This window comes from Brevundimonas sp. GW821-FHT12E07 (assembly GCF_058807035.1).
Genome location: NZ_JBXAQH010000004.1, coordinates 16,349 through 40,186 on the forward strand (window position 1 = coordinate 16,349; position 23,838 = coordinate 40,186).

Here is a 23,838-nt window from a genome sequence, read left to right on the forward strand (position 1 = left end):
TCGGTTCGAGCGGCCACCCGTGGCGTGGGAACAGCACAGGCCGCCAGGGATTTGTGCATCTCCACGGAGAGCGCGATGGCCCGATATTTCTTTCACACTCTGGATGGCGAATGCGTTCGCGACGAGCTGGGAGAGGAACTCGCGGACGACGACGCCGCGCGCGATGAAGCGCTCGTGGTCTTCGGCGAATTGCTGCAGAACAGCGGCTCGCATTTTTGGCCGACGGGCGCCTTCAGCCTGATCACCACCAATGAGAAGCGCGAAGTGGTGGTCGCCCTGACTGCTCGGGCGTCGAAGTCCTTGCCGGATGACGAACGGGCGCGGGGCCTGATCGCGGAATGACCAACGCACTGATCGAAAAGCTGGCGCGCCGCGACGTTCTGAGCGCCGACGAGGAAGCGGCGCTGGCGCGTGTCCTGGGGCCGGCCATTCGCGTCCCTGCGGGGCGCGACATCGTCCACGAACACGTTCGCGTCGAGCAAAGCACCCTGATCCTGAGCGGCTTCACCGCCCGCTACACCACCCTGGCCAGCGGGCGTCGGCAGATCACCGAGATCAATGTCACAGGCGACTTCATCGACCTGCACAGCCTGCTGATGAAGCAGATGGACCACGGCATCGTCGCCCTGACCGACTGCACAATCGTTCACGCCAGTCACGCCGACCTGCGCAAGCTGATCGACGACCATGGCCACCTCGCCCGCCTGTTGTGGCTGGACACGGTGATCGACGCGGCCATCCATCGCCAGTGGCTGGTGGCCATGGGGCGACGCAGTGCCCTGGCCCACCTCTGTCACCTGATTTGCGAGATGTATCTGCGCCTGGAGGTCGTCAGTCAGGCGGCCGATCATGTCTTCGATCTGCCGCTCAGCCAGGCTGTGCTCGGCGACGCCCTGGGCCTGTCGACGGTCCATGTGAACCGGTTGATCGGGGAGCTTCGGGCGGAAGGCGTCATCACCTGGGTGGGCGCGCGGGTCACGATCCTGAACTGGGACCGGCTGGTGGAGATCGCGGAGTTCGACCCGACCTATCTGCGCCTGCATCGCGAACCGACCTGAAGGCCAACGTCTGAAAACGACGTTGGATTCACCTATGTTAATGCGCGGGGCCGAACCTCGCCGCATCGGCGATCATGGCTTCCGATTTCCCCGATTCCGCCGATCCTCAGCCTGGCCGCGAGCCCGCGCGCTCCGTCCTGAAAGGCCAGCGCCGTGCCGCAACGGCCGTGCCTGCCTGGATCGAGACCGGTGTCTTCGTCGAGACCACGCCGGCTGGCCGCCTCGCCTGTTTGGTGGGGCCCGGTGAACTGATCCAGGGCGAAGGCGTCTGGCTGACAGACGGGCGATATCGCGAGGTCGAGCCCGCTTCGGACACCTCCGACGACCTGACGCGCAGGCGCGAGGCCGCCGAGCAGCGCATGGAGTTGCTGAAGGCGCGTCTGGATTGCCTGATGTCCCATTCGGGCGCTGCCCGTCTGGCCGACCTGCTGGCGACGATCCACGCAAGAACCCATGAGAAAAGGTTGGTCGCCACGCAACAGGAACTGGCCGCACTGGTCGGTCAGCGCCGTGCCACGGTCAACGAAGGGCTTCAGGCGCTTCAGGATCGAAAGATCATCCTGGTCGGCCGGGGCCGGGTCGATATCCAGGACGTCGCGGGCCTGACGCGATCGGCCTGCGGCTGTGAAAGCGGCCACGTCCACGCCGAGACATCATCCGTCGACGGATAGAGAACTTCCTGCGGGCGTTTGCTGCTGTGGAGGTTACCGTGCGCAGATCCTCGCCCGCGCGTTGACCCAGCATCCCGCCTCCGGCGTGACGGTTCCGAGCGCGTCCCAGGCGTGGCTGTCGTCCGGGTCCTTGTTCCAGCTGGCATCGGCAGGACCCCGGCCATTGATGGAGACGACAGCGAAGTGGGACCGGGCGGGCTTGCCGCGGCTCCAGACGTTCAGTGTGAAGCCGCCGTCCCCCATGGGATAGACAAGGCACCGGCCGCTGACGTGGGTCACGCCGTCGACGACGAGCAGGCAATCCCGTTCAGTCAGGGCCGGGCCGTCCGTCTCAGCGGGAGCCTGTGGGGGCCCGGAGATCGGCGCGGTGGAGGGCAGGGGAGGCGCGGGTACGGGCCTGGGCGCTTCAAACGCCGCCTCTTCGGACGGCTGTGGAGCGGTGGAAGCGGCGCGTTCACCGCAAGCGGCCAAGGCGACCAGAGCGGTCGCGGCACAGAGGGCGGCGGAGAAAGGGCGGTAGAGCATGAGTTAGACCTCGAACACCCGGTACGGGGTGTCGCCGAGGGTTCTCAGCACGGGCAGGGCGACGTTGTAGACGGGTGTGCCCTTGTGGGTCTTGCCCTCCGGCGCGCCGCGGTGGGCATGGCCGTGCACGACCAGGCTGATGTTGTCGTACCTGTCGATCGTCTCGGCCAGCCGTGACGAGCCCAGGAAGGCGTGGATTTCCGGCGGCTCGCCCACGACGGTGTCGACAACAGGGGAATAGTGCAGCAGCACGACCGAGCGTTCGGTGCGCAGGGTGCGGATCGAGTTCTCGATCAGATTGGCGTCCTCGACGGCCTCCTGGACGAAGGTCTTGATCGAGCTTTCGCCGAAGGAACTCAGCATGTAGCGCCCGAAGCCGCCGACGAACCCCTTGCCGCCAGCGAAGCCGACGCCCTCGATCTCATAGGCCTGACCGGTCAGCATCTTGACCCCGGCGTCGCACAGCATCTTCGTCACATGTTCCGGCTGGCCGCATTCGTGCTCGTGATTGCCCAGCACGCCGACCATGGGGATTTTGCAGGACCGGATGTCCTCGAGCAGGATTTCGACCTCGCGCGTCTTGCCGAAATTGGTCAGGTCGCCGCACAGGCAAAGGACGTCGGCGTCCTCGTGAACGCGTTCGAACAGGGCGCGGTGCGGCCGGTCGTGGTTCTCGCCCACATGTAGGTCGCCGACGGCGGCGACACGCAGCTTCTTCTTCGGACCGGTGTCCATGCCGGGCTGGGGCGTCTGGGGAGCAGTCGAAGTCGGGGAAATATCGCTCATGCCGTCGCCTTCAGTGACCGAGGTTGACCGGGTCGTGCCGCTCGTCGAGCCCCTTGCCGACCACGTCGCCGAAACCCCATTCCGAGATGTCGAGGACGTAGTCTCGCGCCGAGAACAGCCGTCCGCGACAGACCTTCACGCGCGGGGATGGCAGGGTCACCTGGGCCTGAAGCCGCTCGGTAAGCTCCTGCATCAGCCAGGCCGGCGCCTTGTCCCGTTCGGTCGGATAGGCAAAGCGGAAGTTTAGGAGATGGGCCATCAGCACCTCCCAGTAGAGATCCATCTGATCCAGCAAGGCCTTCCAGTCGATGGCGTCGGACTGCTTCAGGATGATGTGGTTCACATCGGCCCCGTCATAGCGATAGCGGTCCTGGATGAAGACCTTGGACAGGATCAGGGCCGTCGGCGGGGTGATCGCGACCTCATGGCCGTAGACCTCGATCCGGTCGTCGCCGAACCAGCTGTCGTTGACCGCGATAGTGCCGTTCGACATGGCGAAGATCACGTCGAAGAAATGCTTCTCGTCCTTCCAGACCTTGGCGATCCATCGCTCGTCCTCAACGTCGGTCCGATAGCCTCGGGCCTGGAAGAAGGCGAGGATGCGGGGGTAGTCGCCGGGCTTGCAGAAGACGTCCAGATCCTTGGTCGGGCGGCGGATGCCGGTATAGGCCGTCACCGCATAGGTGCCGCTGAGCAGGAAGGGTATGCCGCTTTCCTTGAGCAGCCGCAGGCTTTCCTCATAGAAGGCGAGGGCGTCCTGGGGCGGGTGGAAGGTCGGTTCAAGGACGGTTTCGGACACTCGGTCATCCCTCTGGAAGCGCTCAACAACGAGCTCCGGGGAAAAGGGGTTCCGGCCGTCGCAAGGGTCAGACGGTTTCGCCGGTGCGTTCGTACTTCCCGATATGCCTCAGCCCGTCGGTGACGCTGACGTAGTGATATCCGGGATGCTCCTGAAGCAAGTCGAGCGCCCAGCGGCGGGCGGCGGCGTCGCCGATGGCCGAGATATGGGTCGACCGGGGCGGCTTCAGTCCCCCATCGTGCAGATGGATCGCGTAGCTGGTCATGCAACGATAGCGTTTGGGGAGGTTAACGGTTCAACCGGTCTCGGCGCCCTGGATCTCGGGCTCGACTTTTTCGGCGTCGGCCGGTCCGGTGAAGACCGGATGTCGCATGCGTTAACTTCTCAATAACTAAAGAGTTTTGGGCAAGTATCCACCCTAAGTAGACCTACTGAGGACGGACGGCGCCCCCTCTGCGACAAATCCCGGGTCGTTCCGGATGACATGTCGGGGTGGGGGTCCATGCACCCCCCCTGCCAGCCTCCACCCCGCGCATCCGGAACGGCGCCGGGATGAAAGCGCGCCCGCCAGACGGCGCGCAGGTGGAGGTAGACCATGAACGCTGTCGCCGCGCAGGATGCGCTGAGCACTGGAGCCAAGCTGAGCAACGGCGCGATGCCGCCGGCCTCGGCGCCGACAATCGAGGCTTCGGGTGTTCTGGACGTTCGAGCGGCGCGTGACGTCTATCTGGACCTGAACGTGTCTGACGTCGCGTCTATGGCGCGCGACGGGCTGGACCTGGTGCTGGAGAATGCTCAGGGGCAACTGCTCCGTCTGGCAGGCTTTTTCCAGGGGGCGGTCGATCGCAAGCTGTTCCTCGAAAACGACGACCACCATGCGGTTCTGTTCAATACGGCGGCGGTTTCCGATGGACCGTTGAGCCTGAATTTCGCCGCCCTCGATCAGCTGTCGCCCTTTGAAAGCCTGACCGCCTCGGCCGAGGCGGCGTCGGTCGCGGGCGGCGCGGCCGTCGGCGGTTTGGGCGCGGGCGGGGCGGCGTTGAGCGGTCTCGCCGCTGCGGGCGGCCTGGCGGCTCTGGCGGGCGGCGGCGGTGGCGGCGGCGGATCGGACGCGCCGATCCGGCCTGCCCAGGACACCACCCCCCCAGCCGCTGCGACCAACCTGGCCTTCGCCTCGACCGGCGCAACCCTGACCGGATCCGGCGAGGCGGGCGCGACCGTCACCGTGCGCAATTCCGCCGGGGCGATCATCGGTACGGGAACCGTCGCCGCCAACGGGACCTTCTCGGTCACCCTGGCCCAGCCTCTGCTCGACGGACAGGGCGTCAGTGTGACCCTGACCGACGCCTCGGGCAATGTCTCGACTCCGGCGAGCGCCACGGCGCCCGACACCACCGCGCCTGCGCCCGCTGGAAACGTCGATGTGACCGATACGGGCGCAGCCGTCACCGGCTCCGGCCAGGCGGGCGCGACCGTGACTGTGCGCGGCCCGGACGGAGCATCGATCGGAACGGGTGTCGTGGCCGCTGACGGGACCTTCACCGTCACCCTTCAGACGCCCCTGACCAACGGCCAGACGGTCAGCGTGGTCCTGACCGACGCGGCGGGCAATGCGTCCACGCCCGCCACGGCCCAGGCGCCCGACACTACAGCCCCGGCTCCGGCCGGCGCGCTGGACGTGTCGGACAACGGCGCCTCCGTCACGGGCACGGGCGAGGCCGGCGCCACGGTGACCGTGCGCGGTCCTGACGGAGGCGTGATCGGCACGGGCGTGGTGGCGGGTAACGGGACTTTCGCGGTTCCTCTGCCGACGCCCCTGACCAACGGCCAGACGGTCAGCGTGGTCCTGACCGACACTGCGGGGAACCCCTCCACGCCCGCGACGGCCCAGGCGCCCGACACCACAGCCCCGGCGGCCGCGACCGATGTTCAGGTCACCGCGACCGGCGCCGCCGTCACGGGCGCGGGCGAGGCCGGCGCCACTGTGACCGTTCGCGGGCCGGACGGCGCGACGATCGGCACAGGCGCGGTCCAGCCGGACGGGCGTTTCACTGTCACCCTGACGACGCCGCTGATCGCCAGCGAGACCGTCACCGTCATCCAGACCGACCCGGCCGGGAACCCATCGCCAACCGCGACCGCCACCGCGCCCGACCTGACCTTCCCCGGTGGGCCGAACGGAACCGACGCGCCCGTTCTCATCATTGGCGAGGCCGCCCTGGGCGTGAACGCCGTCGAACTGGCCGACGGGATCCAGGCGCGGGTCGCCCTGACAGCGGGCGCACAGGTCGGCGACCGGGTCGTGGTCACCGTCACCTCGAGCGGCGCGCCCCTGACGATCGAACACGTGCTGGTCGCCGGAGAGATCGCCGCGGGCGTGGCCGACGTCACCCTGCCTTCGACCCTGATGGACGGCGGCTATTCGGTGGTGGCGGTCATCAATGATGGACGCGGAGCGGCCTCCGCGCCGTTCGCGACCGTGACCGTCAACGTGGATACGGCCACGACAGCGCCGGTCCTGTCCTCGGCCAACGGCGTGGCTTTGTCAGGGACGGCCGAAGCCGGAGCCACGGTCACCCTGCTGGGTGCGAACGGGGCGCCAGTGATCGGCGCCAATGGCGCTGCGGTGACCGCGACAGTCGCAGCGAACGGGACCTGGACCCTGCCGGGCGCCGCCGTGACCGGCGGCCTGGACGGCTTCACCGGATCGGTCCGCGCGACGGATATCGCAGGAAATACAGCCCAGACAGCGGTCGGTCCGATCGACGGAACGACCCCGGCCCCGGTGATCACGGCCCAGAACGGCCTGCTCATCCAGGGTACGGCGGAGGTGGGAGCGACCCTGACACTGCTCGACGCCGCCGGAAATCCGGTTGCCGGCGCCGGCGGCGCCCCCATCTCCGTCGTGGTCGACGCCCAGGGCGGATGGACGATTCCGGCCGGTGACGTGCCCGGTGGTCTGGACGGCTTTTCGGGCTCGGTGCGGGCGGTCGACCCGGCGGGCAATGCGGCTGCAAGCCCCGTCGGTCCCATCGACGGTTCGGTCACCGTCTCGTTGAATGTCGATACGATCACGCCCGACAACGTCGTCAACGGCGATGAGGCCGCGTCCGCCTCGGTCGATGTGGCAGGGACGGCGATCGGCGACTTCAATCCCGGAGACACGGTGACGGTCACCCTGTCCAATGGTGTCATCAGGTTCGCCATCCTGCTGGCTGACGGCAGCTGGAGCGTCGGCATGCCCGGCGCGGACGTGGCCGCCTCGACATCGGTCACCGCCGAAATCACCACTACTGACAGCTCGGGCAATCCCGTGGTGGTCGCCGACACCCAGGCCTTCGTCGTCGATCTCGAGCACCTGGCGCCGATCGTCACCGTTGCCAACGGAACCGAGGTCAGCGGCACCGGCGAGCCCTGGACCGTCGTCAACCTGCTCGACGCGGGCGGTAATGTGCAGGGCACGGCCATGGTCGGCGACAACGGCCGCTGGGTCATTCCGGCGACCGATCTCACGGTCTCGCTGGACGGCTTCGTCGGCTCCGCCCAAGGCGTCGATCCCGCGGGCAATATCGCCGAAACGCCGCTGGGTCCGATCGACGGGACGACGGCGGCGCCGGTGGTGACGACCGCGAACGGCGCGGGCCTGACCGGCACGGCCGAGGCCGGGGCGACGGTGACCCTTACGGATGCGAACGGCGCGCCCGTTCTGGATGCGAGCGGCGCCGCTGTCAGCACGGTGACGGCGTCCAACGGCGTCTGGACCCTGCCCGCGGGTATGGTTCCGGGCGGGTTCGATGGCTTCACCGGAACGGTCACGGCCGTTGATGTCGCCGGCAATACGGCGACGGCGGCGGTCGGTCCCATCGACGGCCTGACCCCGGCGCCGGTGATCACGGGCGCCAACGGCGGCGGCATCAGCGGCACGGCCGAGCCGGGCGCCGTCATCCTGCTGGACGCCAACGGCGCGCCGGTGATCGGGACCGATGGCCAGCCCGTGCGGACCACGGTGGCGGTCGACGGGAGCTGGAGCATTCCGGCCTCCGCCATCCCGGGCGGCCTCGACGGCTTCGTCGGTTCGGTCCAGGCGGTCGATCCGGCCGGCAACGCCTCGGCTGTCTCGGTCGGTCCGATCGACGGCTCCGTCACCCTGACGCTCACGGTCGACCCGATCACCGCGGACAATGTGCTCAATCTGGCCGAGTCCCAGGGCTCGGTGGCCCTGACCGGTCAGGCCGTCGGCGACTTCACCGCCGGGCAGGCGGTCGTGGTGACCCTGTCCAACGGGGTGGTGCTGAACACCGTCCTGGCCGCCGATGGAAGCTGGACGGCGACCGCGAGCGGCGCGGATCTGGCAGGCGCAGCCTCGGTAACAGCAGCGACCCAGACGACCGACACGGCCGGCAATACGGTGACCGTCTCGGACAGTCAGACCTATGGCGTCGATCTGGTCGCCACGGCGCCCGTCATTGCCGACGCCAATGGACTGGCGGTCTCGGGCACGGCGGATCCGGGCGATACGATCGCCCTGGTCAGCGGCTCGGGCGCGGTGATCGCCACCGTGACGGCAGGCTTCGACGGCGCCTGGCGGTTCCCGGCCAGCGGGGTTCCCGGCGGCCTTGACGGCTTCGGCGGCTCGGTCCGGGCGACCGATCCGGCGGGCAACACGGCCTCCACGATCCTGCCGGCCATCGACGGTTCGACCCCGGCGCCGACCTTGACCTCGGCGAACGGCCTGGGCCTGACCGGCACGGCCGAGGCGGGCGCGACCCTGACCCTGATGAGCGCCGCCGGGACCCCGGTCGTGGACGTCAACGGCGCCCCGGTCACGACGACGGTAGCCGCCGACGGACGCTGGTCGCTTCCGGCCGGAGCTGTCCCGGGAGGCCTGGACGGCTTCAGCGGTTCGGTGCGTGCGACGGACGCCGCCGGTAATGCGGCCCAGGCGGGCGTCGGCCCGGTGGACGGGTCGACCCCCGCCCCGGTCGTCACGGCCCAGAACGGCTTGGGGGTTCAGGGCACGGCCGAGGCCGGGGCCACCCTGACCCTGCTGGACGTAAACGGAAGCCCGGTGACGGGCGCGGGCGGCGGCGCGGTCACCGTGGTCGCCGACTCCGGCGGCGCCTGGACCATTCCCGCCACCGCGATCCCCGGTGGGCTGGACGGCTTCACGGGTTCGGTGCGGGCGGTGGACGCCGCAGGCAATGCGGCCGCCAGCGTGGTCGGGCCGATCGACGGCTCGATCACCCTGTCGCTGAACATCGACGCCGTCACCGCCGACAACGTCATCAACATCGCCGAAAGCGCGGCGGCGTCCGTCGCCGTCACCGGCCAGGCGATCGGGGACTACACCCCCGGGGCGACGGTCGCCGTCACCCTGTCGAACGGGGCGGTCCAGACCGGGACGCTCGCGGCGGACGGCAGCTGGAACGTCGCCTTCGCGGGCGCTGATCTCGCGGCCTCCACCACGATCACGGTCGTCGCCACGACCACCGACACCGCCGGCAACAGCGTCACCGTCACCGACATCCAGACCTTCGCGGTCGATCTGATCGCTCCCACGGCGCCGGCTATCGCCATCGCCAACGGCTCTGGCGTCAGCGGCACGGGCGAGGCGGGAACGACGATCAGCCTGCTCGGCGCGGGCGGAGCGGTGGTCGCCACGACCGTCGTCGCCGCCAACGGCCAATGGGCGATTCCGGCGGCTTCCGTCTCTGGCGGACTGAACGGCTTCACCGGTTCGGTGCAAGCGGCGGACGCCGCGGGCAATCTCAGCGCCACGGCGCTGGGTCCGGTCGATGGAGCCACGGTCGGACCGATCGTCACGGCCTCCAACGGCGCGGCCCTGACCGGCACGGCCGAGGCGGGCGCCACTGTGACCCTGTTCAACGCGGGCGGCGCCCCCATCCTCGACGCGGGCGGCGTCCCGGTCAGCGCGGTGGTCAATGGCTCAGGCGTCTGGACCATCGCCGGCGCATCGATCCCCGGCGGGCTGGACGGCTTCACCGGCACGGCGCGGGCCGTCGATGTCGCGGGCAATGCCGCCAGCGGTGCGGTCGGCCCGGTCGACGGCCTGACCCCGGCGCCGGTCGTCACGGCGGCTAATGGCGCGGGCCTGTTCGGCACGGCCGAGGCCGGCGCAACCGTGGCCCTGCTCGATGCGGGCGGAAACCCGGTGCTGACCGGCGGAGGCGCGCCCATTCAGGCGGTGGTCGCCGCCGACGGGTCGTGGAGCTTCCCGGCCTCGGCGGTTCCCGGCGGTCTGGACGGCTTCACGGGCTCGGTCCGGGCCACCGATCTGGTCGGCAACACCGCCTCAACCGGCGTCGGGCCGATCGACGGCGGCGCTGACCTGACCCTGGTCATCGATTCCGTTACGCCGGACAACGTCCTGAACGGCGCCGAGGCGGCCCAGGCGGCCGTCGCCGTCACCGGCCATGCGGTCGGCGACATCGTGGTCGGGGCGGCGATCCGGGTCGAGCTCTCGACCGGGGTCTTCGTCAACACCACCGTCGGCGCGGGCGGCGTGTGGAGCGCGACCTTCACCGGCGCCCAGCTGCAGGCCTCCACCTCGGTCACCGCCACGGCCAGCGCTACTGACGGCGCGGGCAATATGGTCACCGTCACCGACCTCCAGCCCTATGCGGTCGATCTGACCACGGCGGCTCCGGCGATCACCGTCGCCAACGGCAGCGGTCTGTCGGGCACGGCCGAGGCCGGCGCCACGATCACGGTTCGCAATGCAAGCGGTCAGACCGTCGGCTCGACCGTCGCCGACGGCGCGGGCCAGTGGACCCTGCCGGCGGCGGCCCTGTCCGCCAGTCTCGACGGGTTCTCGGGCTCGGTTCAGGCCGCGGATCCCGCAGGCAATACGGCGGCCAGCCCGGTTGGCCCGGTGGACGGTGCGGTGCGCCTGCTGCTGGCGGTCAATCCCGTCACTGCCGACAATGTGGTCAACATCGCCGAGGCCGGCTCGGCTTCGGTGACCGTCAGCGGCGGTGCCACCGGCGAGTACCGCGCCGGGGACACGATTGTCGTCACCCTGTCCAACGGCGTCAGCCAGAGCGCGGTCCTGGCCGCGAACGGAGCCTGGTCGGTGGCCTTTGCGGGCGGCGACCTGGCCGCCTCGACCGGTTTGACGGCCTCGGTGACCACGACGGACGCCGCCGGGAATACGGCGACGGTCGCGCTGCAGCGGCTGTACGGCGTTGACCTTGTCGCCCCCAATGCGCCGGCGCTGACCGGCGCGGGCGTCGCGGGCCTGAGCGGCTCGGGCGAGGTCGGCAGTACGGTGCAGCTGCGCGACGGCGCGGGCGCCGCAGTGATCGGTGCTTCCGGCCAGCCGGTCGTCGCCTTCGTCGGCGCGGGCGGGACCTGGACCATCCCGGCGGCAGCCTTTGCGGGCGGCGCGGTGCCGCCCAACTTCTCCGGACAGGTCACGGCGATCGACCCCGCCGGAAACGTCTCGGCCGCCACGACCATCGCCCCGATCGACGTCACCCCGCCCAGCGGCGCCACGACGGCGATCAGCATCGACGTCATTGCCGGGGACGACATCGTCAACCGGACCGAGTCGCAAGGGTCGGTGATCGTCACCGGCCAGGTGACCGGCGAGTTCCGGGCGGGCGATGCTGTCACCGTCACGGCCGGGGGCCAGACCTTCTCGGGAACCGTCGCCGCCGACGGTCGCTGGTCGATCGCGGCTTCGGGCGCGGCCCTGACGGGCGGGACCCTGACCGCCTCGGTCCAGGCCAGCGATGCGGCGGGCAATGTCGGGACCATCAGCGGCTCGCGGCCCTATACGCTCGATATTCTGGGGCCCGGCGGACCCGCCGGAACCCAGGCCCCGGTGCTCGGCATCGCCGACGCCGCCGATGGCCTGATCACCCCGGCGGAGTTCGCCGACGGCGTCTCGGCGGTGGTGACCCTGACGCCCGCGACCCAGGTCGGCGACACCGTGACCCTGACGGTGACCACGGGCGGCGTGTCCCAGACCTTCAGCACGGTCGTCACCGCCCCCATCCTGGCGGCGGGCCAGGCGGTCTTCGCCATCGGCGCGGGTCTGTCGGACGGCCAGTATTCGGCGACGGCGATCATCCGCGATCCCTCTGGCAACGCCTCGGCGCCCTCGACGACGGCGGCCTTCGCGGTCGACGCCGTGCCGATCAACATCGCCAATGCGACCGCCGCTGTCTCTGAAGCCGCGCTCGGCGTGGCGGCGACCGGCAGCGTGGCCGTCACCGGCGCGACCGGCGCCGTGACCTATGGCCTCCAGGCCCCGACAGGCGTCTTCAACTCCCATGGCCAGACGATCACCTGGGCCGTGGACGGGACCGGCGCCCTGGTCGGTTCGGCAGGCGGCCAGCCCGTTATCCGCGCCACAATCAACGCCACGGGCCAGTACAGCGTCACCCTGCTGGGTGCGCTGGATCACCCCGGGGCGGGGGCGGACGTCCTGCAACTGCCGATCGGTGTCTCGGTCACCGACAGCGACGGCACGGCGCGCGGCGTCATCAATCTGGGCGTCACCGACGGCGTGCCGGTGTTGGCCGCCCCGACCACCCTGACCCCGACCGCGCCCGGCGTGATCGTCGGCGATCTGGTCCAGGGCTTCGGCGCGGACGGCGGCGTCATTACCTCGGTCACCATCGACGGTCGGACCTTCACCTATACGCCCGCCACGGGCGCGGTGGCGGCCTCGGGATCGTCCTCGACCCTCGTCTCCTACGGCGTCTCCGGCGGGGTGCTGTCAGCGACCACGGTGCGCGGCGAGAGCATCAGCTTCGACTTCGCCAGCGGCGACTATCGCGTGCACGTCACAGGTCAGGACTCGGCGGCGCCGGCCTCGGTGCGGCCCGACGTGGCCCTCGGCGGCAACAGCGGTCTGCTGGGTCTGATCAACGCCGACGTCCTCGGACTGATCAGGCTCGACCAGCAGCAGTTCTTCTCGGCGTCGGACGCCAACAACGACATCAGCGCGGTGACGGTGCGCTATTCGGCGGCCGTCGGTCTGGGCCTGAAGACCTTCAGCTACAACGCCGCCCTCGCGGCCGAGCTCGGTCTGTCGGTCGCCCAGACCAACACCTTCCTGCTGCCCGGCTCGTCGCAACTGGTCATCACGGCTGTGGGCGGTGGTGCGGTCGACAATCTGAAGCTCAACGAGTTCCTCGGCTCGATCACAATGAGCGGGGGCCTGTCGGGCCTGCTGGACCTGAACGTCGCCCAGACCATCAGCATCCAAGCCACCGATCAGGCCGGTCATGTCACCCTGGCGTCGGAAAGCAATCTGGCGAATCTGAGCCTGGTCTCGGGCCTGCTGACCGCGACCCAGCCAGCCCAGATCCTGACGGGCTCGGCGACCGGCAATGTGATCACGGCCTCCGATACCGGCACCGGCGCGGCGCTGGACAACCGGCTCTACGGCTATGCCGGCGACGACACCCTGAACGCGGGCCTCGGCAACGACATCCTGCGGGGCGGTTCGGGCAATGATGCACTGAATGGCGGCGCCGGTAACGACCTGCTGATCGGAGGAACCGGAAACGACACCCTCAACGGTGGCGCGGGCGGCGACGTCTTCCGTTGGGAGCGCGGCGATCAGGGCACGATCGCCCAGCCCGCCGCGGACGTGATCACTGACTTCAATGTGGCCAGCCTGAGCTTGGGCGGCGATGTCCTGGACCTCTCCAGCCTGCTGGTCGGCGAGGGCCGGATCGGAAACAACCCGGGCAATCTGTCGAACTACATCCACTTCGAACAGACGGCCTCGGGCACCCTGATCCACCTCAGCACGACCGGCGGCTTCGTCGGCGGCTATGGTTCCTCGACCTCCACAGGCGGGGCAGGGGATCAGACCATCCTGCTGTCCAACGTCAACCTGACCTCCGGCTTCGCCTCGGATCAGGCGATCCTGGCCGACCTGCTGACGCGCGGGAAGCTGGTGGTGGATACGCTGACAGTGGACGGCTCCACCGCCTCCAACACCCTGAATATCGGGACCTCGGTGATCGACGGTGACGGCGACGCCGCCTCCACCAGCGTCGCGATCAACAGCGCGAATGTCGTTCCCCTGCCGCCGTTGGCCGGCAATGTCGCCCCGGTGGTCGAGGCCAACGCCCAGAGCCTGCTCGGCCTGATCGGGCTGGGCGCGGCCGGGCTGAACCTGAACGGCCAGGACCTGCTGGCGGCGGACGCCAACGGCAATCTGAGCAATGTCCGGGTCGAGTATGCGCCCACGGTTGCGCTCAACCTCACGCCCCTGACCTTCGCCTGGGACGCGGCCCTCGCGGCCAGCTACGGCCTCGGCGTTCAGGTCACCCAGTCGTCGGGCCTGCTCGGCGTCGTGGCGCCGACCGCGCGGATCGAGGTCACGGCCCTGAACGGCGGGGTGATCGACAACCTGCAGATCAACCGCTTCCTCGAAACGGTTCATCTGACGGACACCAGCGGCGGCCTGCTCAGCAGCACCCTGCTCAGCGCGAACGTCCTGAACGCCATGACGATCACCGCCACCGACGCGCAGGGGCTCAGCAGTTCCGCGGTGATCGGCTCGGTGGTCAATGTGAACCTGCTCAACAGCCTCGACGGCCCTGACCCGGTCTCCGGTTCGTCGGTGGAGAGCCTGATGCGGGTCGCCGAGAGCGACTCCACGGCGAGCGTTTCGGACAGTGGCTCGGCGGGCGACAGCCATGCCGCCGTCGCCTCCCATGCGGCCCTCACCGGTGGCGAGGGCTCCGACATGATCGTCGTGCCGTCCGAGGACGCAGGTCTCCATGCCTGGTCCTCGGACGATGGGGCCGACGTCGTGGCGACGACCTTCGACGTCGACATCGGCTGGCAGGGTCTCGACACGGGCCTGTCGGTCGGGACCGAGGCCGCGGGCGGCGATCAGGGTGTGGTTCACGACCTGACCCGCGCCATCCTCGATGAGCCGGAGATCTTCCTGACCTTCGGCGACCAGCCCGACACGCTGAACCAGCCCCTCCAGAGCGTCGTGGGCGGCTACGACCTCTACGTCTCCCCGATGTCCATCCTCGAAGACGGAGGCGTCGCACACCATCCATGATCAATCGGTTGGGGGGGTATATCGCGAGCCTGACGACGGCGCTGCTGATCGCGGCGGCGCCGTTGCTTGCCCCGTCGCTCGCCTGTGCGGGCACGCTGGAGCAGGCGGTCGCGCGCGGGCTGGCGCGGCATCCGGACATCCAGGTCGCCCAGGCCGAGGTCAGCCAGGCGACGATCGAACTCCAGATGGCGGGCAATGGCCGGCTGCCGGTGGTCAGCGCCTCGTCGGGGCCGGTCGCGTCCGGTGTCGCCTATGACGTCACCGTGGCCCAGCCGCTCTATGACTGGGGCCAGACCCGCAGCGTCATCGACCAGAAGCAGGCGCTGCTGGCCCAGCAGCAGGCCAATCTGGAGGTCGTGCGCGACGATGTGGCCCTGCAGATCGTCGAGGCCTGGCTGGATATTGTCAACGACCGGACCCAGCTCTCGTTGCTGGAGGACCACCTCAAACGGCTGGACGAGGTCTCGGCGATGGCCGAAGCACGCGTCGAAGGCCGCTACGCCGACCAGAGCGAGGCGGGCCGGGTCAACCTCGCCGTCGCCACCGCCGAGGGCACACGCGCCCGCCTGCAGGGCGACCTCGAAGAAGCGTTAGGCCGCTACGCGCTTCTGGTCGACGAACCCGCCGAGGGCCTGCGCCTGCCGCCGGCGCCGCCGACCGTTCTGGAATCGGTGGCCGACGAGGGCGCGCTCGACGCCGCCATCGCCGGCTCGCCCCTCTATCGAAAGGCGGCCTTGGGCGTGCGGGTGGCGGACGCGGGCTTGCGCGAGGCCAATGCCGCCCGCTTCCCGCGCCTGAACCTCGAAGGCGGGGTCCAGCGGCGCGAGATCGGCGGTCAGCTGGTCAACGACAGTTCGATCGGCGTCCGCTTCCGGCTCGCCTCCCAGCAGGGACTGAGCGCGCTCCAGCGGCCTGAGCTGGAACGTCAGCGTCGCGAGGCGGCCCGCTGGGCGGCCGAGGCCGAGGCGCGCGATCTCAAGCGGACGGTCGGAGCCCTGATCCGGTCCGACGCCTCCACCGCCGCCCGCATTGGCGCCCTGGCCGATCAGGCCGCGCAGGCGGAGGCCGTCCGCGACCTCTACGGCGAACAGTTCCTGGTCGGCCGTCGCGACATCCAGGATCTGGTGATCATGCAGACCGAGCAGTTCGAGGCCGAGCGTCACAAGGTCGATCTGGTCATCGAACGCCTGCGTCTCCAGTACCAGGCCGCCGCCCAGCTGGGCCTGCTGACGCCCATGATGACCGGCGACCAGATGCAGACCCCGGGGGAACATCCATGAACGACCCGTTGCGAGAAGGTCTGGTCCTGCTGGCCTCAAGGCTGGGACGGCCCGTCAGCGTGGCCCAGCTCGGCGATGGACTGGCGCTCGATGCCGGACGGTTGCCGTTGTCGCAGGTGGCCAGGGCGATGCGCCGAGCGGGCCTGTCCGCGCGGGCGGTGTCCATGCCCGTCGAAATGGCCCCCCTGTCCCTTCTGCCGGCGCTGCTGGTCATGCGCGACGGCGGGACCCGCATTCTGGTCGGGCGCGAGGGCGACACCGCCATCCTGCTCAGTCCCGAGACCGGCGGCGGCGAGGAGCGGGCGCCGCTGGATGCTGTCCGCGCCGATCACGAGGGCACGATCATCTTCGCCCGCGCCCTGTACGAGGGCGACAGCCGGGCCGGAGGCTATGCCAAGGGCGAGGCGCGGCACTGGCTGCGCGGCGTGGTCGGCGACGCCTGGCCGGAGTTTGTCGAGGTCGGGGTCGCCGCGACCTTCGCCAGTCTTCTGGCCATCGCCACCTCCCTGTTCTCGATGCAGGTCTACGATCGGGTCGTGCCGACCTCGAACTTCGGCACCCTGTGGGTCCTGGCCAGCGGCGTGACACTGGCGATCCTTGCAGAGTTCGTGCTGCGCCAGCTGCGCGCCCACCTGCTCGACGTGACCGGCAAGAAGCTGGACCTGAAGCTGTCGTCGCGGCTGTTCGAACAGGTCATGTCGATCCGGCTTTCGGCCAAGCCCGGATCGACCGGCGCCTTCTCCAGCCAGGTGCGCGAGTTCGAGTCCGTGCGCGAGTTCTTTACCGCCTCGACCGTGGCGGCCATCACCGACGCGCCCTTCGTGCTGGTGTTCCTCGGCGTCATCGCCTTCATCGGCGGCCCGGTGGCCCTGGCGCCGGCGGCGGCCGTGGTACTGATGCTGGTGCCGGGCTTCCTGCTGCAGCGCAAGCTGGCGGCCCTGTCGCGCGACAATCTGCGCGAGGGCGCCGTCAAGCACGGCCTGCTGCTGGAGACCGTCGAGAACCTCGAGACCGTGAAGGCGACACGGGCCGAGGGGCGGAACCTGCGCATGTGGGAGCTGCTGTCGGCCCAGCTGGCCGAATCCGGCCAGCGGTCGCGTTCCATTTCCTCGACCCTGACCTATTCGGCCTCGGCGGTGCAGCAACTGGCCTATATCGGCGCCCTGGTCATCGGGGTCTATCAGATCGCGGCGGGCCATATGACGACCGGCGCCCTGGTGGCCTGTTCGCTGCTGGTGTCGCGCGCCATCTCGCCAACGGCCCAGTTCACCGGCATCCTCGCCCGCTGGCAGCATATCAAGGTGGCGCTGGAGGGTCTGGATCAGCTGATGGCGGCGCCCGTCGAGCGTCCCGCCGACCGCCAGTTCACCCGCATGCCCGACATCCGCGGCGCCTTCGAGCTGCAGGCGCTGGAGGTCCGCCCCGCGCCCGACGCCGCGCCGATCCTGCTGATCCCGAAACTGTCGATCGCGGCGGGCGAGCGGATCGCGGTGATCGGCGGCAACGGGGCCGGCAAGTCGACCCTGCTGCGGGTCCTGTCCGGCATCGGCGATCCGACCGCCGGGCGGATCCTGCTGGACGGCGTGGGCCTGTCGCAGATCGAGCCGGCCGATCAGCGCCGGGCCATCGGCTATCTGCCCCAGGACACGGCCCTGTTCCACGGGACTCTCAGGGACAATCTGGCGCTGGACGGCGGCCGGCACGGCGACGGCGAACTGCTGGAGGCGCTGGACGCCGTGGGCCTCGGCGGTTTCGTGCGCGGCCATCCCGCCGGGTTGGATCTTCCGATCGTCGGCTCGCGTAGCGTCTCGGGCGGTCAGCGTCAGGCCATCGCCCTGGCCCGCATCTTCCTGCAGGACCCGAAGGTGGTGCTGATGGACGAACCGACTTCCGCCTACGACCAGGCCAATGAGGGCCGCGTGGTCGAGTTTCTGAAGACCTGGTCGGTAGGGCGGACGGTCATCGTGGCGACCCACAAGCGCGCCGTTCTCGGCGTCGCGGATCGCATTCTGGCGCTGGCGGGCGGGCGGCTGGTCGGCGATGCCCCGCACGAGGCGGGCGCCAATGAGCACAAGCTGGTGAGGACGGCCCATGGCTGACGCAGCGCGTATCGAACGGGACCTTCGCCGGGCCCTGTCGCAGGGCGACGACGGCGAGACGCACGTCGCGGCGCGGCCCATCCTCTGGGTCTGCGTCGCCCTGATCGTCATCTTCGTGGCCTGGGCTGCCTGGGCCCCGGTGGCCGAGACGGCGCGAGGCGAGGGCAGGGTGGTCCCGTCCAGCCGGGTGCAGGTGATCCAGAGCCTGGAAGGCGGCATCCTGCAGGACCTGATGGTCAAGCAGGGCGATGTGGTTCAGGCGGGACAGCCGCTGGTGCAGCTGGACAGCAATCGCTTTCGGTCCTCGGCGCTGGAGTCCGGGACCCAGGTCATCGCCCTGACCGCCGCCATCGCCCGGCTGGAGGCCGAGGTGCTGGGCAAGAGCACCATCGACTTCCCCGCCAGCATCCCCGCCAACGATCCGGTCATTGCGTCGGAACGGTCCCTGTTCACGGCCCGCCGGCACAATCTGAACGCCACGGTTCAGGCCCTGGTCGATGAAAGCGCCTATGCCCGGCGTCAGCTGGCCATGGTCCAGCCCCTGGCCGCGCGCGGTGTGGTCAGCGAGGTCGAGGCCCTGCGGCTCGGAAAGGATATCGCCCAGCTCAGCGGACGCCAGACCGAGGTCCGCAACACCTATATGCAGGACGCCTATGCCGAGCTGGCGGCCAAGAAGGCCGAGCTGGCCGCCCAGACCCAGATCTTCAACCAGCGTCAGGATCAGCTGAACCGCACCCGGTTGACCGCCCCGGTGCGGGCCCGGGTCAATGAGGTGCTGATCACAACCCGTGGTGGTGTCATCCAGCCGGGCGAGGCGATCATGCAGCTCACCCCGATCGACGACAAGTTGTTGGTGGAGGCCAGAATTCTGCCGCGCGACGTCGCCTTCATCCGTCCGGGAATGACGGCGCGCGTCAAGATCACGGCTTACGATTACTCGGTCTACGGCGATCTTACTGCAAAGGTTGAGCAGATCAGCGAGGACACCATCGAGGAGGAGACCCCGAGGGGCAAGGTCGCCTACTACAACGTCCTCGTTCGCACCGACCGCGCCTACCTTCGGCATGGCCGTGAAATCTTGCCGATTCGCCCTGGTATGGTTGCCGAAGTGGACATTCAGTCGGGAAGTCGCAGCGTTCTGAGCTATCTTCTGAGGCCAATTCTCAAGGCCAAGCTCTCGTAATCGCTTGGAATCGCGCTTATCGGCGGTTTTCTTGACCTATGGTTTACAACCCGTGGTGTGTATGTACGGTAGGCTGCGTTGCGTTGCTTCTTGAGGGTTGTATGGGCCGGGCGTTTCCTTCGGTTGATCAGTGGGCCCCCGTCCTCGAGGGGTTTGATCGGCACACCCTGCGGGCCGAGGGGCGAAGCGCCGACATCATCAGGGCCTTCCCCTGGGACGTCACGCCGCTGGGATCCTTCGTGACCTGGGACAGTCAGTTCGTCTCCAGTCTGAACCTGGTCCTGGAAGCCCACTTCCCGATGTTCCTGACCTGGGGGCGGGACCACCATTTATTCTACAATGACGCCTTCGAGACCGTTCTTCTGGGCAAGGGCGACTGCATCGGCAGGCCGATCAGCGCGGTCTTCCCCGAGGCCTGGACCCAGATCCAGAGGTATCTCGGCGAAGCGCTGGAGGGACGGTCCAGCTACCTCGAAGACCTGCCCATCGCTCTGCTGCGCAACTCGACCCTGGCGACGACCTGGTGGTCCGCGTCCTGGTCGCCGGCGCGGGCCGAGGACGGTTCGGTCGGCGGCGCCCTGGGCGTCTTCTACGAGACCACGCGCCGGGTCGCGGCCGAGGAGTCCCTGCGCCGCAGCGAGGCGGCCCTGCTGACCGCCACGGATATGACGCCGAGCCTGCTGTGGCGCTGCGACGTCCGCGGGCGGCTAACCTGGGCGAACCAGGGGCTGCTGGACTATTTCGGACTGACCCGACCCGGCGGCGTTATGCTGGACGACCATCGGCATCCCGCTGACGGCGGGACGGGCGCCGCCGACCAGCCGGGCGAGCCCTCGGAAAAGCAGCAGAGACTGCGCGGCGCCGACGGACGGTATCGCTGGTTCGTCGTCCGCTCCCAGGAGATTTTCGACGAGACGGGCGAGGTGTCGGGCCGGTGCGGCTCGGCGACCGACATCGACGACTGGCGGCGCGCCGCCGACGGTCTGAACGCCTCCAGCGATCTGCTGCGGCGCTTCCACGGGTGCGACGCCACCCTGATGTGGGTCGGCTCGGTCGCCACGCGCGAGATCGAGGCCCTGAACCCCCACAAGCGGGCGGCCTGGCGCCTGCCGGAGGACGGGCGACCGATCGCCTGGGAGAGCTGGCTCTCCTTCGCCCACCCGGACGACCGGCCCCAGCTGTCGGCAATGTTCGACCAGGCCGCGGCCGGCGGGGTCGCCCAGGCGCGGTTCCGGAGCGTGTCTTTCGATGGCGCCGTGCGCCGTTTCCACGCCACGGCCTTCGTCATCCCTCCGACCGCCGATGGCGCCCGGCGGATCGGCGGCGTCGTCGTCGAGGTGGCGTCCAACGACGATCCACGCATCTATCTGGTCGATTCCGACCCGGCGTCCCAGAACGCCATGCATCACGCCCTGACCCGCAAGGGCTTCCGCGTTCGCGCCTTCGATGACACCGCCCAGTTCCAGAGGATCGCAGGCGATCTGGCGCCCGGCTGCGCGGTCCTGGTCGTCCGCGGTGATATCGACAAGACCCTGAAGGCCGCCGCCGTACTGGCGTCCGGCAACCAGCTGCCCTGGATCGCGGTCGGCGACCTGCAGCACCGCCTGCAGGACGTCGTTCAGCTGATGAAGCTCGGCGCGGCCGACATTCTGGCGATGCCGGGCCCCGATGACGTCGCCGCCGCGAGCCAGGCCGCTCTGGCGCGGGCCTTCGGCAAGGCGGGCGAGAGCCGCGCGCCGAGCGATGCGGTCCAGAAGATCCTGCAGCTGAGCCCCCGAGAACGTCAGGTTCTGGACGGCCTCGTCGCCGGCGGCACTAACAAGACCATCGCCAAGGCGCTGGATCTCAGCCCTCGAACTGTCGAGACGCACCGGGCGCATCTGATGGACCGGCTTTGCGTCAGCACCCTGGCCGAACTGGTCAAGGTCGCGGCCGAGGGCGGGGCCTCCAGTTCGGTTAAGAGAAGCTGAATCCGCTCCGGTGTCCCTACTGAGGAGGCGTCCGGATGATCCTTCGCGGATCACCGTTCAGTGTCCCATAAAAGGGGGCATGGCGCGCGAAAGCCGACGTCGCCCCGGCCCTTGGGGAGACCGCCTTGCAGTTGCTTCAGAACGAGATCCTGGAAATGATCGCCCGCGGCGGGCCGCTGGACGCGACGGCGCGCGCGCTGTGTCTTCGCGTCGAGGCGCTTCTACCCGGCTCGGCCTGTTCCATCGTCCAGCTGGACATAACGGGGCAGCTGAAGGCCATAGCTGGCCCCAGTCTGCCCGACGTCTTCAACCAGGCCTTCGACGGACTGGCGATCGGGCCCCAGGTCGCCGCCTGCGGCAGCGCCGTCTATCTGGCCCAGGTGGTTGAGACGCCAGACATCGCCACCGATCCCCGGTGGTCGGCGCTCGGTCTCCTGGCGCTGGACAGTGGTCTGCGCGCCTGCTGGTCCGCCCCCGTCGTCGGCGGCGACGGCGTCGTGCTGGGCGCCGTCTCCGTCTACTATCGCGAGGCGCGACGCCGTACCGAGGCCGAGGCGGAGCTCGCCCAGGGCAGTATTCATCTGTGCGCCATCGCCATGGAGCGGGATCGCAGGACGGCGGATCTGCGCCGTCTGATCTATCGCGACCTCCTGACCGATCTTCCGAACAAGGCCGCCTTCGAGGCCGTCTCGATGAGGTTGACCGAGGAAGCCGGCCTCGGCGCCGTGTTGATCGCCGACCTCGACAATCTCAAGACCGTCAACGACGCCTTCGGTCAGAAGGCCGGCGACCGCCTCCTGCAGGCGACGGCGAAACGGGTCGACGACTGCGCCGCGCCCTTCCGGGTCTTCCGCCTGGGCGGGGATGAATTCGCTGTCCTGATCGACGATGCCGAGATCGACGCCGAGCGTCTGGAAGCGCTGGCGGGACGGATTCTGGACGGGCTTTCGGAGCCTGTCGATTGCGACGGAAGCCTGACCACGCCTCTGGCGACCATCGGCGGCGCCCTGGCTGGATCCGGTGCGACGCTGGCCGATCTGCGGCAACAGGCGGAGTTCGCACTGTGCCACGCCAAGACCGCGCGCCTGGGCGGCTTCGCGATCTATTCGCCCGCTCTGGGCGACACCGTGAGCCGCCGCCTGTGCGCCATCCGCAATGTGGAGGCCGCGCTGAACGAGGACCGCATCGACGCCTATTATCAGCCCATCGTCCGCATCGACACGGACGAGATCGTCGGCCTGGAAGCCCTGTTCCGGGTCGTGACGACGGAGGGAGGCGTGCTGTCGGCGGGTGACTGCTTTGAAGCAACCACGGACGTCCATACCGCGACGCGGCTGACCCGGCGCATGTTGGACATCGTGGCGCGGGACGTGCGGACTTGGCTGGATCAGGGCATCTGGTTCCAGCATGTCGGTATCAACGCCTCCTCCGCGGACTTGCAGAGCGGCCGCTTGCACGAGGCGCTCGCCGAAGCCTTCGAGCGTCAGGGTGTGCCCCTCGGCCACGTGATCCTCGAGGTCACCGAGAGCGTCTATATGGGACGGGAAGGCCAGGAGGTCAGCGCCGCCATCCAGGATCTTCGCGCGCGCGGACTGCGGATCGCGCTCGACGACTTCGGCACCGGCTTCGCCTCCCTGACCCATCTGCTTTCGATGCCTGTCGACATTCTGAAGATCGACAGGTCCTTCGTCGCCCACATGGAGCGCGACAGCCGCGGCGCGGCCATTACGGAGGGCGTTCTGGCCATCGCGAGCCGGCTCGGGATCAAGGTCGTCGCCGAAGGGGTCGAGACCCGGGCCCAGGTCGATCAGCTCCGGCAATGGGGCTGCACCCTGGGACAGGGCTTCTTCTACTCGCCGGCCGTCGACCGTCAGGCCGTCACTCGCCTCCTGCTGGAGAAGGCTCAGAGTCGCGACCCTGAGGCGCGCGACCCTGACACGTCCGCCGCGCCCTTCGCGCCGCCGGCCGTCGGCCTTCGAGAGGTGCCCGGGGCGGGTCAGGCCGGTGCAGATCAGCCCGGGGCGGTCGAGGAAAATCTGGTCCGATACGCCATCCTGCTTTGCGGGGCCGATTGGCGCGTGGTGTCGGAGCGCCGGCAGTTCGGTCGCTTTTCATCACGGTCCGCGGCGCTGCAATGCGCCCTGGGCCTGGCGCGCGAGGCGATGGCGTCGGGAGCGAGCGTCGAGATTCTGCACGCCGACCTCGGCGGAGAACTGCGCGCCTTTCATCTGCCCCGTAGCTGGCGCTCGGCGGCCTGACGGCGATTCCGGGTCGGTACGAAGAACACCTTCAGTGTAAGCGGCGGTCCATCTTCGGAACGGGAGGGTGATCCAAAGATATGTGAAGATTTGAAGGACTAGCCCGGCGTCTAACAGCTTATGTTGGGTTTCAGACATAGCGGTTTG

The 23,838-nt window shown here is 69.1% G+C and carries 13 protein-coding genes; 9 read left to right on the plus strand and 4 right to left on the minus strand.

The window, feature by feature from the left end:
• Positions 1-75: 75 nt before the first annotated feature.
• The 3 genes from AC1ROD_RS15110 (at position 76) to AC1ROD_RS15120 (ending at position 1,729) form a co-directional block, all read left to right on the plus strand.
• Positions 76-342: a DUF6894 family protein gene (locus AC1ROD_RS15110; protein WP_492949093.1), complete on the plus strand. Its 267-nt coding sequence runs from the start codon at positions 76-78 to the stop codon at positions 340-342.
• A complete protein-coding gene (locus AC1ROD_RS15115) occupies positions 339-1,058 on the plus strand; it encodes a Crp/Fnr family transcriptional regulator (RefSeq protein ID WP_492949094.1) in 720 nt (239 codons plus the stop codon). The genes AC1ROD_RS15110 and AC1ROD_RS15115 overlap by 4 nt, the downstream gene beginning before the upstream one ends.
• Before the next feature lie 74 nt (positions 1,059-1,132).
• Entirely contained in the window at positions 1,133-1,729 is a 597-nt protein-coding gene (locus AC1ROD_RS15120) for a Crp/Fnr family transcriptional regulator (protein WP_492949095.1), read from the plus strand.
• 33 nt (positions 1,730-1,762) lie between these two features.
• Here AC1ROD_RS15120 and AC1ROD_RS15125 read toward each other — a convergent pair whose 3' ends face one another.
• The 4 genes from AC1ROD_RS15125 to AC1ROD_RS15140 form a co-directional block, all read right to left on the minus strand.
• Entirely contained in the window at positions 1,763-2,254 is a 492-nt protein-coding gene (locus AC1ROD_RS15125; protein WP_492949096.1) for a hypothetical protein, read from the minus strand.
• Between the two features lie 3 nt (positions 2,255-2,257).
• A complete protein-coding gene (locus tag AC1ROD_RS15130) occupies positions 2,258-3,040 on the minus strand; it encodes a metallophosphoesterase family protein (protein WP_492949097.1) in 783 nt (260 codons plus the stop codon).
• A 10-nt stretch (positions 3,041-3,050) separates the two neighbouring features.
• Positions 3,051-3,839, minus strand: coding sequence for a nucleotidyltransferase family protein (locus AC1ROD_RS15135; RefSeq protein ID WP_492949098.1), 789 nt, complete (start codon positions 3,837-3,839; stop codon positions 3,051-3,053).
• A 67-nt stretch (positions 3,840-3,906) separates the two neighbouring features.
• On the minus strand, positions 3,907-4,104 hold the full coding sequence (locus tag AC1ROD_RS15140; RefSeq protein ID WP_492949099.1) for a hypothetical protein: 198 nt from the start codon (positions 4,102-4,104) through the stop codon (positions 3,907-3,909).
• A gap of 330 nt (positions 4,105-4,434) precedes the next feature.
• Between AC1ROD_RS15140 and AC1ROD_RS15145 the strand changes: the two genes are divergently transcribed.
• The 6 genes from AC1ROD_RS15145 (at position 4,435) to AC1ROD_RS15170 (ending at position 23,691) form a co-directional block, all read left to right on the plus strand.
• Positions 4,435-14,901, plus strand: coding sequence for an Ig-like domain-containing protein (locus AC1ROD_RS15145; protein WP_492949100.1), 10,467 nt, complete (start codon positions 4,435-4,437; stop codon positions 14,899-14,901).
• A gap of 8 nt (positions 14,902-14,909) precedes the next feature.
• Positions 14,910-16,181 carry a TolC family protein gene (locus AC1ROD_RS15150; RefSeq protein WP_492949101.1) on the plus strand — a complete coding sequence of 424 codons (1,272 nt, stop codon included), beginning with the start codon at positions 14,910-14,912 and terminating at the stop codon, positions 16,179-16,181.
• The gene (locus AC1ROD_RS15155; RefSeq protein WP_492949102.1) at positions 16,178-18,280 is read left to right on the plus strand and encodes a type I secretion system permease/ATPase; all 2,103 of its coding nucleotides are present in this window, start codon (positions 16,178-16,180) and stop codon (positions 18,278-18,280) included. Before AC1ROD_RS15150 ends, AC1ROD_RS15155 begins: the two co-directional genes overlap by 4 nt.
• Positions 18,273-19,463: a beta-barrel domain-containing protein gene (locus tag AC1ROD_RS15160; protein ID WP_492949103.1), complete on the plus strand. Its 1,191-nt coding sequence runs from the start codon at positions 18,273-18,275 to the stop codon at positions 19,461-19,463. Before AC1ROD_RS15155 ends, AC1ROD_RS15160 begins: the two co-directional genes overlap by 8 nt.
• 101 nt (positions 19,464-19,564) lie before the next feature.
• Positions 19,565-21,433, plus strand: coding sequence for a LuxR C-terminal-related transcriptional regulator (locus tag AC1ROD_RS15165; RefSeq protein WP_492949104.1), 1,869 nt, complete (start codon positions 19,565-19,567; stop codon positions 21,431-21,433).
• Positions 21,434-21,558: 125 nt separating this feature from the next.
• Entirely contained in the window at positions 21,559-23,691 is a 2,133-nt protein-coding gene (locus AC1ROD_RS15170; protein ID WP_492949105.1) for a putative bifunctional diguanylate cyclase/phosphodiesterase, read from the plus strand.
• Positions 23,692-23,838: the final 147 nt, after the last annotated feature.

Coding starts and splice junctions, on each gene's coding strand:
- AC1ROD_RS15110 (WP_492949093.1), top strand. CDS start 76: ATGGCCCGATATTTCTTTCACACTCTGGATGGCGAATGCGTTCGCGAC.
- AC1ROD_RS15115 (WP_492949094.1), top strand. CDS start 339: ATGACCAACGCACTGATCGAAAAGCTGGCGCGCCGCGACGTTCTGAGC.
- AC1ROD_RS15120 (WP_492949095.1), top strand. CDS start 1,133: ATGGCTTCCGATTTCCCCGATTCCGCCGATCCTCAGCCTGGCCGCGAG.
- AC1ROD_RS15125 (WP_492949096.1), bottom strand. CDS start 2,254: ATGCTCTACCGCCCTTTCTCCGCCGCCCTCTGTGCCGCGACCGCTCTG.
- AC1ROD_RS15130 (WP_492949097.1), bottom strand. CDS start 3,040: ATGAGCGATATTTCCCCGACTTCGACTGCTCCCCAGACGCCCCAGCCC.
- AC1ROD_RS15140 (WP_492949099.1), bottom strand. CDS start 4,104: ATGACCAGCTACGCGATCCATCTGCACGATGGGGGACTGAAGCCGCCC.
- AC1ROD_RS15145 (WP_492949100.1), top strand. CDS start 4,435: ATGAACGCTGTCGCCGCGCAGGATGCGCTGAGCACTGGAGCCAAGCTG.
- AC1ROD_RS15155 (WP_492949102.1), top strand. CDS start 16,178: ATGAACGACCCGTTGCGAGAAGGTCTGGTCCTGCTGGCCTCAAGGCTG.
- AC1ROD_RS15160 (WP_492949103.1), top strand. CDS start 18,273: ATGGCTGACGCAGCGCGTATCGAACGGGACCTTCGCCGGGCCCTGTCG.
- AC1ROD_RS15165 (WP_492949104.1), top strand. CDS start 19,565: ATGGGCCGGGCGTTTCCTTCGGTTGATCAGTGGGCCCCCGTCCTCGAG.